9 protein-coding genes are annotated in these 12,580 nt (G+C 66.3%); 2 read left to right on the top strand and 7 right to left on the bottom strand.

Features of this window, described 5'->3' with window-relative positions:
* Positions 1 to 169: 169 nt before the first annotated feature.
* A complete protein-coding gene (locus AC4D14_RS09120; protein ID WP_490901664.1) occupies positions 170 to 748 on the bottom strand; it encodes a helix-turn-helix domain-containing protein in 579 nt (192 codons plus the stop codon).
* Positions 749 to 907: 159 nt separating this feature from the next.
* Here AC4D14_RS09120 and AC4D14_RS09115 point away from each other — a divergent pair, with 159 nt between their 5' ends.
* The gene (locus tag AC4D14_RS09115; protein ID WP_490901662.1) at positions 908 to 2,434 is read left to right on the top strand and encodes a sodium:solute symporter family protein; all 1,527 of its coding nucleotides are present in this window, start codon (positions 908 to 910) and stop codon (positions 2,432 to 2,434) included.
* A gap of 195 nt (positions 2,435 to 2,629) precedes the next feature.
* Here AC4D14_RS09115 and AC4D14_RS09110 read toward each other — a convergent pair whose 3' ends face one another.
* Positions 2,630 to 3,985 (bottom strand): AI-2E family transporter, encoded by a 1,356-nt coding sequence (locus AC4D14_RS09110; RefSeq protein WP_490901661.1) that lies wholly within the window; start codon positions 3,983 to 3,985, stop codon positions 2,630 to 2,632.
* 47 nt (positions 3,986 to 4,032) lie between these two features.
* A complete protein-coding gene (locus AC4D14_RS09105) occupies positions 4,033 to 5,742 on the bottom strand; it encodes a long-chain-fatty-acid--CoA ligase (protein ID WP_490901659.1) in 1,710 nt (569 codons plus the stop codon).
* Positions 5,743 to 6,096: 354 nt separating this feature from the next.
* Here AC4D14_RS09105 and AC4D14_RS09100 point away from each other — a divergent pair, with 354 nt between their 5' ends.
* Positions 6,097 to 7,194 (top strand): VIT1/CCC1 transporter family protein, encoded by a 1,098-nt coding sequence (locus AC4D14_RS09100; RefSeq protein WP_490901658.1) that lies wholly within the window; start codon positions 6,097 to 6,099, stop codon positions 7,192 to 7,194.
* Between the two features lie 16 nt (positions 7,195 to 7,210).
* On the opposite strand, the gene AC4D14_RS09095 is transcribed toward AC4D14_RS09100, so the two are convergent.
* The 4 genes from AC4D14_RS09095 to pcrA all read right to left on the bottom strand — a co-directional run bounded on the left by AC4D14_RS09095 (position 7,211) and on the right by pcrA (position 12,461).
* Positions 7,211 to 7,672 carry an SRPBCC family protein gene (locus tag AC4D14_RS09095; RefSeq protein WP_490901657.1) on the bottom strand — a complete coding sequence of 154 codons (462 nt, stop codon included), beginning with the start codon at positions 7,670 to 7,672 and terminating at the stop codon, positions 7,211 to 7,213.
* Positions 7,673 to 7,777: 105 nt separating this feature from the next.
* Positions 7,778 to 8,680, bottom strand: coding sequence for a succinate--CoA ligase subunit alpha (sucD, locus tag AC4D14_RS09090; RefSeq protein ID WP_490901655.1), 903 nt, complete (start codon positions 8,678 to 8,680; stop codon positions 7,778 to 7,780).
* 8 nt (positions 8,681 to 8,688) lie between these two features.
* Positions 8,689 to 9,855: an ADP-forming succinate--CoA ligase subunit beta gene (gene sucC / locus AC4D14_RS09085; RefSeq protein WP_490901653.1), complete on the bottom strand. Its 1,167-nt coding sequence runs from the start codon at positions 9,853 to 9,855 to the stop codon at positions 8,689 to 8,691.
* Positions 9,856 to 10,010: 155 nt separating this feature from the next.
* The gene (pcrA, locus tag AC4D14_RS09080; protein ID WP_490901651.1) at positions 10,011 to 12,461 is read right to left on the bottom strand and encodes a DNA helicase PcrA; all 2,451 of its coding nucleotides are present in this window, start codon (positions 12,459 to 12,461) and stop codon (positions 10,011 to 10,013) included.
* Positions 12,462 to 12,580 lie beyond the last annotated feature (119 nt).

The raw sequence follows: 12,580 nt of genomic DNA, 5'->3' as shown, positions 1-12,580 counted from the left end.
GACAACCGCCTGCGAAGTTGCTCTATAAGCATCAATTGTTTTGTATAAGGCTAATTGTGACCGGAGTCTCGGTCAAGGCAGCCACCGCCCCGCCGAGCTGAGGAGCGGCCCGGAGTGGCCGCATCACCGGCCGGCGGGCCGAAGGTGGCCCCCGAGCGGGCAGGCTGGCTCAGCCCCGCGAGGCCGCGGGGACGAGTGTCCAGAGGACCACCGAACGCTGCGCCGTCGGATTGACCCAGGTGTGCGGCTCGCGCCCCGGAAACGTCACAGTGTCCCCCGCTTCGAGCTCGAAGCGCTCGTTGGAGAAGATCAGCACAAAGCGCCCTTCCACAACGTGAAGGGTTTCGACCTCGCAGTCAACGGAGTAGAGGTCGCTTTCACCGCGTCCATGCGGCTCAACCTCCGCCCGGATCACCTGGAGCCGGCGCTCCGACCGGGCCGTCATAAGCCGCTCGGTGATTCCCTCACCACCGAGACTGATCCGCGGAGCCTCCTGGAGCCGGGTCAGGTGGGTTTCAGGGGCGAGGAACAGATCGCCGATGGAGATCGAAAGAACCTGGCAGAGGGTCACCAGCGAAGCGACCGACGGAGACGTGAGGTCGCGTTCAACCCTGCTCAGGAAGCCCTTGGTGAGTCCGGTGGATTCGGCGACCTGCTCGATGGTCATGCGCTGCGCTTGCCGCGCCGCCCGGATGCGCGAACCTATCGCCACCGGCGCATTCGTGGGTTCAACCGGAAGAGCCTTCATTGCAGTCCTCTTTCTGCGCGCATCTAATGTTGAGCATACCGACCGGATGCTCCCGGCCCGCCCGGCCCCTCGGCAGGCTTGACGTGTAACCCGGGTCACAATAGCCTACTAGACAACACGTGTTGCCTCCAGGGCAACATCCGCGCGACGGGAAGAACTATGGAATACCTGAATATCGCAATCGTTGTGCTCTACCTCGCGGCAATGCTCGGCTTCGGCTGGTGGGGAAAGTCGCGCACAAAGAACAAGAGCGACTACCTTGTGGCCGGGCGCAGGCTCGGACCCTTCCTCTACACCGGGACCATGGCAGCCGTCGTGCTCGGCGGCGCCTCGACCGTCGGCGGGGTAGGGCTCGGCTACACCTACGGCCTTTCGGGCATGTGGCTTGTCGTTGCGATCGGCGCCGGGGTGCTGTTGCTGAGCCTCCTCTTCGCCCCGACCATATCGAAGCTGAAGATCTACACGGTCTCCCAGATGCTCACGCTGCGGTACGGCCACGAAGCCACAAAGGTCTCGGGCATCGTCATGCTCGCCTACACCCTGATGCTCTGCGCCACCTCAACCGGGGCCTACGCCACGATCTTCGTTGTGCTGTTCGGCTGGGACCGCGCCCTGTCCATCGCCCTCGGTGGAATCATCGTCCTCATCTACTCGACCGTCGGCGGAATGTGGTCGATCACCCTTGCCGACATGGCGCAGTTCATCATCAAGACGATCGGCGTTTTCGCGCTCATGCTTCCCTTCGCGCTCGCCTCGGCCGGCGGCTTCAGCGGCATCTCCGAGCGTGCCGGGGACGAATTCTTCAGCCTCACCGGGATCGGCGCCCAGAGCATCATCACCTACTTCGTTGTCTACACCCTGGGCCTGCTCATCGGCCAGGACATCTGGCAGCGCGTCTTCACCTCCAAGACCGCCAAGGTCGCACGGTGGGGCGGGGCAGCAGCCGGCGTCTACTGCATCCTCTACGGCGTTGCCGGCGCGCTGATCGGCATGGCGGCGAGCGTCATCCTCCCCGACATCGCCTCGCAGGACGACGTCTACGCCGACGTGGCCATCAACGTCCTGCCGGTCGGGATCGGCGGCCTCGTCCTTGCCGCCGCCGTTGCCGCGATGATGTCGACGGCGTCCGGTGCGCTGATCGCCGCTGCGACGGTCGCCCGGACCGACGTGCTGCCCTATGTCCGCAGCTGGTCGAACCGGAGCGCTGCCGCCAAGGCCGCTCCGGCAGTAAGCGCCGAGCGTGAGGTCACCGAAAGCCGCTGGTGGGTCCTCGGCCTCGGCCTTGCGGCAATCGCCCTTGCCATCGTCGTCCAGGACGTCGTTGCCGCGCTGACGATCGCCTACGACATCCTTGTTGGCGGCCTGCTCGTCGCCATCATCGGCGGCCTTGTCTGGAAGCGCGGCAACGGGCTCGGCGCCGGTATCTCAATGGCGGTCGGAACCGTTGTCACCCTCGGCACCATGATCTACCTCGAGGTGAACGCCGAAAACCAGTACGACGGCATCTATTCCAACTATCCGATCTACTTCGGCCTCGCCGCGTCGGCCTTCGCCTACGTCTTGGCCTCCATGGCCAGCCCGCGCACCGATCCGGCGGTCATGACCGCCTGGGAGGAACGCGTGGCAGGCAACGTCCCCGAGGACGTCACACCGGAGATCTCAGGCGCGGCAGCCGGCCGGCACTGACCGGACTCCTTCCTGCCCCGCGGCGGCGGGAACGGCAGCAGTCGCAGCGGCGGGCCGACGCAATGTCCCGGCCAACTGCGGCATGACGGAAGGATTTGCCGACGGGTGGCGACGCAGCCCGAGGGGTGCGCCAGCTACGCAAAAGGGCCCTTTCTGCACAATGCAGAAGGGGCCCTTTCGCGTCCGCTTGAGGGATCAGCCGCCCAGCGCGCTCGATCCGCCGTCGGGGCGGTCGCGGCGCTTGTCAGTCCGGGTGGTGCCGCCCGGCGCCGGCGGCGCAGGTTCGGAGGCGAAGATGTCGGGATTCTCCTCCGTCTCGGGCGTCACTCCCCGCGAGGCCGTACCCGGGCGCTCCTCTTGCGCGGCACGGCCGGCCCGATCCGCCAGTTCGATGGCCTTGGGGTCGTCCTTGGGAAGGGTGCTCAGGCCGTGGCCGCTCTCATCGAGGGCAGTGGCCTGCTCCGCCTTCACGATTTCGGTCTGCGTGATCTCGTCGTCGTCCTCCTGGTTCCAGGCCTTGATGGCCGCCCAGGTCACGGCCGCAACGGGAACCGACAGGATCGCCCCGATGATTCCGGCAAGGATAGTGCCGGCGGTCAGGGCGAGCAGGATCACGAGAGCGTGGACGCTGAGGGTGCGGCCCATGACCACCGGCTGGAGAAAGTTACCCTCGAGCTGGTTGACGACAATGACAACGATGATGACGATCAGGGCCGCCGTCGGCCCGTTTGAGACAAGCGCGACAAGCGCCGCGAGAACTCCGGCCAGCGTCGCCCCGACCAGGGGGATGAACGCTCCGATGAAGACGATGACCGCCAGCGGAAGCGCCAGCGGGATGCCAAGGATGAACAGCGCCAGGCCGATGAAGAAAGCGTCGACGAACGCCACGATGGCCGTTCCACGTACGTAGCCACCGAGCACGGCAAGGCTGCTGTAGCCGACCCGGCGGGCCTTCACGAGCCGCTTGCCCTTGAACGCCCTCAGGATGAAGGCCCAGATTTTCTCGCCGTCCTTGAGGAAGTAGAACAGGATGACGGCCATCAGCAGGCCGCCGGCGATGAAGTTGCCTGCCGCGCTCAGGCCGGAAAGGGCGCCGGCGCCGGCCGTGCTGCTCGTGGCAAAGTCGATCGCTGCGTCCCGCGCCTGCTGGATCTGCTGCGGATCGATGGGCAGTGGTCCGTTTTCGACGAAGGCGTAGAGCTGGTCGAACCCCTCCACCGCACTGTCCACCAATTCCCCGGCCTGCCGCTGCACCGCGAACACGATGCCGGTGATCAGCCCGCCGAAGAGCAGCAGGAGCAGCAGGAAGGAAAAGCCGGTTGCAGCGGAGCTTGGCCAGCCCTTGCGGCGGAGCCAGTGCACCAGCGGCACGATGGCGGCGGCGAGGATGAGGGCGAGCAGCAGCGGAATCACGACGAGGCGCACCTGGATGAGCGCGTACACAGTGATCACCGCGAGGAGCAGCATCAGGAGGACCTGGGCGCAGCGGGTGCTGGCCCGACCAAGGCTGTCCTTCCAGGGATTCATCGGTTCTGGTGCATTGACGCTCATGTTTTCACTGTCTTCCCGTTGAATGTTTCGGTTACGATGCTGTGCCGTCAGCATGCCGTGTCGTTCAGGAGATTGTTGCGCACCTCGCGGCGCAGCACCTTCCCAATCAGGGAGCGGGGCAGATCGTTTACAACAACGATGCGGCGGGGAACCTTGTAGGCGGCAAGGGCGCCCCGGCAGTGGCTGCGGAGGAAGTCCTCGTCGAGCTGCTGGCCATCGGCCAGGACAACGACGGCGACGACGTCCTCACCGCCTCCCGCGCGCGGCAGACCCACGACGGCGGCGTCGGCGATGCCGTTGCAGCTTCGGAGTGCTTCCTCAACCTCGGTAGGCGCAACGTTGAACCCGCCGGTGATGATCAGTTCCTTGATGCGGTCGACGATGCTGACGTAGGAGTCGGCGTCGACCTTCACGATGTCCCCCGTCCGGAACCACCCTCCCTCAAGGAGGGCCGCCTCGGTTTCCTCCGGCTTGCGCCAGTAGCCCGAGAAGACCTGGGGCCCGCGGATCAGCAGCTCCCCCGCCTCTCCAGGCGCCCGCTCAACCGTCGGGTTGTCGGGGTCCACGACACGGACGTCGGTGTTGGGGAACGGCAGTCCAACCGTGCCAGGGCGGCGGGTCGGCCCGATGGGGTTGCCCAGTGCCACAGGCGAGGTTTCAGTGAGGCCGTAGCCCTCGACAAGGTATCCGCCGGTCACCCTCTCCCACCGCTCGACCGTGGCCTGCGGCAGGTTCATGGCTCCGGAGATGGCGAAGCGGATGCTTGTGAGGTCGGCGCCGCGCTCCTCGGCGGCGGCTGCGAGCCGGTCATAGATGGGCGGCACGGCCGGCAGGAAGGTTGGCGGGGTGCGCCGCGCGGCCTCGAGCACATGGTCGACGTCGAAGCGTGGAAAGAGCACAAGCCGGGCGCCGATGCTGATGGCGAAGGTCAGGCAGAGGGTGAGGCCGTAGGCGTGGAACATGGGCAGCACCGCATAGACCGTTTCCCGCCCCTCGGTCAGCCCGGGAACCCATGCCCTGCCCTGGGCCGCGTTGGCGAGCAGGTTTCGATGCGTGAGAACGGCTCCCTTGGGGCTGCCCGTCGTCCCGCTTGTGTACTGGATGACCGCGGTGTCGCCCGCTGCAGGGCGCGGGTGTCTGGCCCGCAGCCTCCCGCCCTCGACGAGCTTGTCCCAACCGATGACCCGGCGCGGGCCGGTCAGCTTCTCGGATGTGGTGAGGGCCGCCCGGGCCCGCCGTGCGGCGGGAAGGGGAAGCCGCAGCGCAAGGCGCTTGCGGGCCGGAAGCGCGCGCGTGAGGTCGACCGAAACGATTGCATCAAGTCCGAGGTCCTCAGGCAGGCGCTGCACGCGCGGCACGACCTTGTCCCAGACGATTGCCACCTTCGCTCCGTGATCCTCGAATTGATGGCGCAGCTCGCGGTCGGTGTACAGCGGGTTGTGTTCGACAACGACCGCTCCGAGCCGGAGCACTGCGTAGAAAGCGACGATGTGCTGCGGGCAGTTGGGAAGGACGAGGGCCACCCGGTCCCCCGGCACGACTCCGAGCCGCCGCAGTGCCTCGGCCACGCGCAGGACTTCGTCGCCCAGCTGGCCGTAGGTCGTGCCGGCGCCGAAGAATTCGAGAGCGGTCCGGCTGCGGTGCCGCGCGGCGGAGGCCTCAAGCAGGTCGAACAACGAGCCGTCCGGAACGGAAATCTCGTGCGGCACCCCGGGAGCATAGTTCGACACCCACGGGCGGGGAAACTCCAATTTCATAAGCCTGCTTCCTGTTTTGACCCTGCTGACTCTACAGTGCCCCGCCGCCGTCGTGGTAGCTACCCAATCCTTCATTCTGCAGCATGCTGCCGCCCCGGCCGCGTTCCCCTCCGGCGGCACCCGCCTCCCGCGGAATCAGCCGCCGTCGGACGAGAGGTTAGACTTGGAGAAGCGAAGGGGAGTAGCTCCGTGGTGGCACGCCACGAGGCCTGTCGACATACTGGCGCCAATTAAGCCGCCCGGCAGTCCACCGCCCACCGGCGGCGAGCGAGACCTTCGGCCCAACACGTCCACGTGTTGCAGGCCGGAGCTCCACGCGCCCGGCCTGCGATCGTCAAGAGCAGGAGTACCCGAGTGACAGCCGCCCATCCAAGGCCGAGCCCCCACGACATCAAGAGGTGGCGCCAATACCTCGCCGATGAGCGTGCCGAGGCAGCGACCTACAGAGACCTTGCCCGACGCCGGGACGGCGAAGAACGCGACATCCTGCTTGCCCTCGCCGATGCCGAAGGGCGGCACGAGGCCCACTGGATCCGGCTGTTGGGTGACGCTGCGGGACAGCCCGTGCGCCCCTCCCTGCGCAACCGGGTGCTGGGCCTGCTGGCCCGGCGCTTTGGCTCCGTCTTCGTCCTCGCACTCGCCCAGCGCGCCGAAGGACGCTCACCGTACGCGAGCGATCCCACGGCGACCAACGCCATGGCGGCTGACGAACAAATCCATGAGGAAGTGGTCCGCGCCCTGGCGACCCGGGGGCGCAACCGCCTCTCCGGAAACTTTCGGGCCGCTGTCTTCGGTGCAAACGACGGCCTGGTGAGCAACCTTGCACTCATCATGGGCATCGGGGCCACCGGGGTTTCAACGTCCCTCATCCTTGTCAGCGGCCTCTTCGGGCTGCTGGCAGGGGCGCTGTCCATGGGAGCCGGCGAGTACGTATCGGTCCGCTCCCAGCGTGAGCTGCTCTCGGCAACCCGCCCCACCCAGGTCACCCTGACGGCCTCAAAGGAACTCGATATCGCGGCGAACGAGCTGGTCCTGGTGTACCGGGCCCGTGGAATGACCCTCGAGGCGGCAACGCACCGCGCCGAGGAACGGATGGGGCTCGCGGACTGCGACTGTGACCCGAGCTTCTCCCTGCAGCCCGAAGGCGAGGAACCGGAGGACGCCCACGAGCAGGTCGGCACCGGGCTGGGCGCTGCGGCATCGAGCTTCTGCTTCTTCGCCTCGGGCGCCGTGATCCCCATCCTTCCCTACCTCGCGGGACTGACGGGCATGGCTGCCGTCGTCACGTCCTGCATCCTCGTCGGCGCCGCACTGCTGGCGACCGGGGCCGTTGTGGCCCTGTTGTCAGGCGCCTCTCCGCTGAAGCTCGCACTGCGCCAGCTCGCCATCGGGCTCGGTGCCGCCGCGGCGACCTATCTCCTCGGCATGCTCTTCGGCACCTCGGCCGGCTGAGCCGTCCGGCAGGTGGTCAGGGGTTCGTCCTCAGATACTCCTCAAGGCGCTCGAGCGTCCGCTCGATGTTGCCGGGATGGCGGCGCGAATATCCGGCAACGCGCAGCAGCACCTTGAGGGGAACCGTCCGGGCATCCCACTGTTCGGTGACGAGGGTCGCCTGCCCGCGGGGCTCGAGGGTGTAGCGCCACACGTGGCGGGAGAAGTGGCGCCAGGCGATGCGCTGCCCTTCGTCGAACTCGACGACGCGGTTCAGGATTCTGTAGCGCACCCCGATTTTCATTTCCATACCGAAACGGGCACCAAGGAAGAGGCGGTCGGGCCCGTTGGGCTGTTCACCGCGCACCGTGTCGGAGCCGTCGATCACGCTGTGCAGGCCTGGCGCCGCGAGCACGTCGAAGATCTGCTGCGCCGGCGCTTCGATCAGCCGGGACCGGGTGATGAGATAGGGGGAATCGGTCGGCGTTGTGGTGGTCATTGACCCATTGTCCCCGACGAACCGGCAAGCCCTGCTCGGCTGCAAGAGAAAAAGCCCCCCGGGACGCCCAGAAGGGCGGCCCAGGGGGCTTCGACGCGTCAGGCGTTAGAGCGTTGCGTAGACCTCGCGCAGCAGGCGGGCGGTCTCGGACGGGCTCTTGCCGACCTTGACTCCGGCGGCCTCGAGGGCCTCCTTCTTCGCCTGGGCGGTTCCGGCCGAACCGGAGACGATCGCGCCGGCATGGCCCATCGTCTTGCCTTCGGGTGCGGTGAACCCTGCGACGTAGCCGACGACCGGCTTGGTGACGTGAGCCTTGATGTATTCGGCCGCACGTTCCTCGGCGTCGCCGCCGATTTCGCCGATCATGACGATTGCCTTGGTCTCGGGGTCGGCCTCGAAAGCCTCGAGGGCATCGATGTGGGTGGTCCCGACGATGGGATCGCCGCCGATCCCGATGGCCGTTGAGAAGCCGAGGTCCCGCAGCTCGAACATCATCTGGTAGGTCAGGGTGCCGGACTTCGAAACGAGGCCCACCCCGCCCTTGCCGGTGATGTTCGCCGGGGTGATGCCCACGAGGGACTCCCCCGGGGTGATGATTCCCGGGCAGTTCGGCCCGATGATGCGGGTGATCTGCTTGCCGTCGGCGTCAACCTTGGACTGGGCGAGGGCCCAGAATTCGGCCGAGTCCTGCACTGGAACGCCCTCGGTGATCACGACGACGAGGCCGAGGCCTGCTTCGATCGCTTCGACGACGGCGTCCTTGGTGAACGCCGGCGGAACGAACACGATCGAGACGTCGGCGCCGGTTTCTGCGACTGCTTCCTTCACGGTGCCGTAGACGGGCAGGGTGACGTCGCCGTGGGTGACGGTGGTGCCGGCCTTGCGGGCGTTGACGCCGCCCACGACCTGCGTGCCTGCGGCGAGCATGAGGGCGGTGTGCTTGGTGCCTTCGCCGCCGGTGATGCCCTGGACGATCACCTTTGAGTCTTTATTCAGGTAGATAGACATTGGAACCTTTACTTTCCGTAAGCCAGCTCGGCGGCCTTGTCGGCGCCTTCGTCCATGGTGTCGGCCAGGGTGATCAGGGGGTGGTTGGCCTCGCGCAGGATGGCACGGCCCTCGTCCACCTTGTTGCCGTCGAGGCGCACGACCAAGGGCTTGTTGGCTTCGTCGCCGAGGATCTCAAGCGCCTTGACGATGCCGTTGGCGACCTCGTCGCAGGCGGTGATGCCGCCGAAGACGTTCACGAAGACGCTCTTGACCTGGGTGTCGTTGAGGATGACATCGAGGCCGGCGGCCATGACCTCGGCGGAGGCTCCGCCGCCGATGTCGAGGAAGTTGGCGGGGCGCACGTTGCCGTGGGACTCACCGGCGTAGGCGACGACGTCGAGGGTGGACATTACGAGGCCGGCACCGTTGCCGATGATTCCCACTTCGCCGTCGAGCTTGACGTAGTTGAGGTCGTTTGCCTTTGCCTTGGCCTCGAGCGGGTCGGCTGCTTCCTTGTCCTCGAGTGCCGCGTGGTCGGGGTGGCGGAAGTCTGCGTTCTCGTCGATCGTGACCTTGCCGTCGAGGGCCAGGATGTCACCGCTGCCGGTCTTCACGAGCGGGTTGACCTCGACCAGGGTTGCGTCTTCATTGACGAACACGTCCCACAGCTTGAGGATCGTCGCGGTGACGCCTTCATGCAGTTCGGGTGCGAATCCCGCGGTTTCGACGATTTCCTGCGCCTTGGCCGAGTCGATGCCGACGGCCGGGTCGACGGCGACGCGGGCCAGGGCCTCGGGGCGCTCGACGGCGAGCTGCTCGATGTCCATGCCCCCTTCGACGGAGCACATGGCAAGGTAGTTGCGGTTCGACCGGTCGAGCAGCACGGAGAAGTAGTATTCCTCGGCGATGTCGGCACCCTGGGCGATCATCACGGTGTGTACCGTGTGGCCCTTGATATCCATCCCCAGAATGTCGGAGGCATAGCGTTCTGCTTCTTCGGGGGTCTTGGCCACTTTAACGCCGCCGGCCTTACCGCGGCCACCAACCTTGACCTGAGCCTTGACGACGACGACGCCGCCAATTTTTTCAGCTGCTGCTTTTGCTTCTTCGGGGGTGTGCGCCACGATGCCGGCGAGCACGGGAACTCCGTGTGCCTCAAAGAGATCGCGCGCCTGATATTCAAACAGGTCCACGGGCTGGTGTCCTTCTACGTCGAAGTAGGTTTACACAGGGAACTGTAGTCCCTTGGCGCTGAGCGCCTTTTCCAGACTACCGGTTTCGTGAGTAAGGCCACAGTTCTATGAGTTGTAGAAAAACTGCCCTTTCGGTTATTGCTTTTGGAGACCGCCTAGGCGGTCTTCGTGAGCGGCGCGTAGCGCAGAAGCAGGCGCTTTTCGCCCGCATCGAAGCGCACCTTCGCGACGGTCTTGTCGCCGGAGCCTTCGACTGCGACAACCGTCCCGTTTCCAAAGGTCGAATGGTTGACGCTGTCCCCCGGCGCGACCGAAACGACCTCCTTCTGCGGCTGCACCCTGCCGATCGCCTTCGCCGCTGCGGGAGCTGCGCCCGCTGCACCTCCTGCGCCCCAGTACGATCCGCTGAACCGTGGACCGCTTGTCGGACTGGCGTTCCAAGCCGGAAGGGATGCCCCTTCCCGCTTCCACTCGATGAGTTCGTCGGGCACTTCCGCAACAAACTGGCTCGCCGGGTTGTACTGGCTCTGGCCCCACATGCTCCGCACCTCGGACCGGGTGAGGTACAACCGCCGGCGGGCCCGGGTGAGGCCCACGTACGCAAGCCGGCGCTCTTCGGCCAGTTCCTTGGGGTCGGTTGCCGAACGCTGGTGCGGGAAGATTCCCTGTTCCATGCCGGTGAGGAACACCACGGGGAACTCAAGCCCCTTGGCGGTGTGGAGGGTCATCAGGGTCACCACGCCCTGCCGCCGGGCCTCGGCTACGGCTTTCTCAACCTCTTCGACCGAACCCTCCGGCGCGTCAGGGATCGAGTCGGCGTCGGCCACGAGCGAGACCTGCTCGAGGAAGTCCCCGAGGGTTCCCTCGGGGTTGTCCCGCTCGTACTCGCGCACCACTGCGACAAGTTCGGCGAGGTTCTCGACCCGTGATTCGTCCTGCGGATCGTTGCTGGTGCGCAACTGCTCAAGGTAGCCCGTCTGCTCCAGCACGGCCTCGACGGCGGCGGAGGCCCCGGAACTGCTGGCGACCTCGGCGAGGTCGTCGATGAGCTTGACGAAGTGCGCAACAGCGTTCACCGAACGCGTGGCCATGCCGGGAGCGCGGTCCGCCGCGCGCAGCGCCTCCATGAAGCTGATCCGCTCGCGCTCGCTCAAGGCAGCGATCGCGTACTCGGCGCGGTCACCGATGCCCCGCTTGGGTTCGTTGAGGATGCGGCGCAGGTTGACGACGTCGTCCTGGTTCACCAGGACCCGAAGGTAGGCGAGGGCGTCCTTGATTTCCTTGCGCTCGTAGAAGCGGGTTCCGCCGACCACTTTGTAGGGCAGGCCGACCCGCAGGAGGATCTCCTCGATGGAGCGGGACTGTGCGTTGGTGCGGTAGAACACCGCGACGTCGCCGGGGCGCAGGTTTTCCTCATCCTGGAGGCGGTCGATCTCCTCGGCGATGAACCGGGCTTCCTCGTGCTCGTTTTCGCCGACGTAGCCGACGATCTTTTCGCCGTTGCCCTCGGCCGTCCACAGCCGCTTCTCGGGGCGGTTCGGGTTGCGGGAGATGACGGCGTTGGCTGCGCTGAGGATTGTCTGGGTGGAACGGTAGTTCTGCTCGAGGAGGATGGTCCGGGCGTTCCGGTAGTCGTTCTCGAACTCGACGATGTTGCGCACGTCGGCTCCGCGGAAGGCGTAGATCGACTGGTCCGAGTCGCCCACCACGGTCAGCTCCGCCGGCGAGTCGGTGGTTTCTCCGGGAACTCCGACAATCTCGCGGACCAGCGCGTACTGGGCGTGGTTGGTGTCCTGGTACTCGTCGACGAGGACGTGGCGGAAGCGGCGGCGGTAGTAGTCGGCAACTCCGGGGAAGGCACGGAACATGTAGACGGTCTGGGCGATGAGGTCGTCAAAGTCCATTGCATTCGCCTGGCGCATGCGTTGGGCGTACCCCTTGTAGACCTCGGCGACCGCCTGCTCGAAGGGGTCGCCGGAGTCGGCCGAGCCGGCGTAGGTTTCCTCGTCGATGAGTTCGTTCTTCAACGCCGAGATCTTGTGCTGGATCGCCTTCGGCGCGAATCGCTTCGGGTCGAGGTCAAGGCCCTTGGCGACGATCGTAATCAGGCGGAGCGTGTCGGCCGAGTCGTAGATCGAGAAGTTGGAGTTGAGGCCGACGCTTGCGGCTTCCCTGCGCAGGATCCGCACGCAGGAGGAGTGGAAGGTCGAGATCCACATGCGTTGGGCGACGTCGCCGATAAGCGCTTCGATGCGCTCGCGCATTTCGGCGGCCGCCTTGTTGGTGAAGGTGATGGCGAGGATCTCTCCCGGCCGTGCCCGCCCCGTGGCGAGAAGGTAGGCGATGCGGTGGCTGAGCACCCGCGTCTTGCCCGAGCCTGCCCCGGCGACGATCAGCAGCGGGGAGCCGCTGTGCCGGACGGCCTCTTCCTGCTGGGGGTTCAACCCGCTGAGGAGCTCCGCGGCCCGCGCTTCGTTCGGTCCGGGCACCGGGGCATGCGCCAGCGCCGGATCGGATGAAGGGGTTTCCCCGCTGCCGGTCTTGATGCCTGATTTTTTCGATCCGGCGGGTGAGGGGGCGGGGTATGGGTCGAAGAGCATATCCATGGTGCATTCAAGTCTAGGCGGTGCCTCTGACTGTCGGCACGCGCATGGTATCTCCCGGCCCCACGATCGGGCCCTCGGGCTGTTCCTCCAGCACACGGAGGCGCCCGCCGGCTTGAGTG

Source organism: Arthrobacter sp. TJ-254, from assembly GCF_058269175.1.
Note: the sequence above shows the minus strand (reverse complement) of the source record. Positions and strands in the feature narration are given on the sequence as shown.

Excerpts from the sequence above, each read along its gene's own strand:
- AC4D14_RS09105 (WP_490901659.1), bottom strand. The coding sequence starts at position 5,742 with ATGAAATTGGAGTTTCCCCGCCCGTGGGTGTCGAACTATGCTCCCGGG.
- pcrA (WP_490901651.1), bottom strand. The coding sequence starts at position 12,461 with ATGGATATGCTCTTCGACCCATACCCCGCCCCCTCACCCGCCGGATCG.
- AC4D14_RS09120 (WP_490901664.1), bottom strand. The coding sequence starts at position 748 with ATGAAGGCTCTTCCGGTTGAACCCACGAATGCGCCGGTGGCGATAGGT.
- AC4D14_RS09110 (WP_490901661.1), bottom strand. The coding sequence starts at position 3,985 with ATGAGCGTCAATGCACCAGAACCGATGAATCCCTGGAAGGACAGCCTT.
- AC4D14_RS09095 (WP_490901657.1), bottom strand. The coding sequence starts at position 7,672 with ATGACCACCACAACGCCGACCGATTCCCCCTATCTCATCACCCGGTCC.
- AC4D14_RS09115 (WP_490901662.1), top strand. The coding sequence starts at position 908 with ATGGAATACCTGAATATCGCAATCGTTGTGCTCTACCTCGCGGCAATG.
- sucD (WP_490901655.1), bottom strand. The coding sequence starts at position 8,680 with ATGTCTATCTACCTGAATAAAGACTCAAAGGTGATCGTCCAGGGCATC.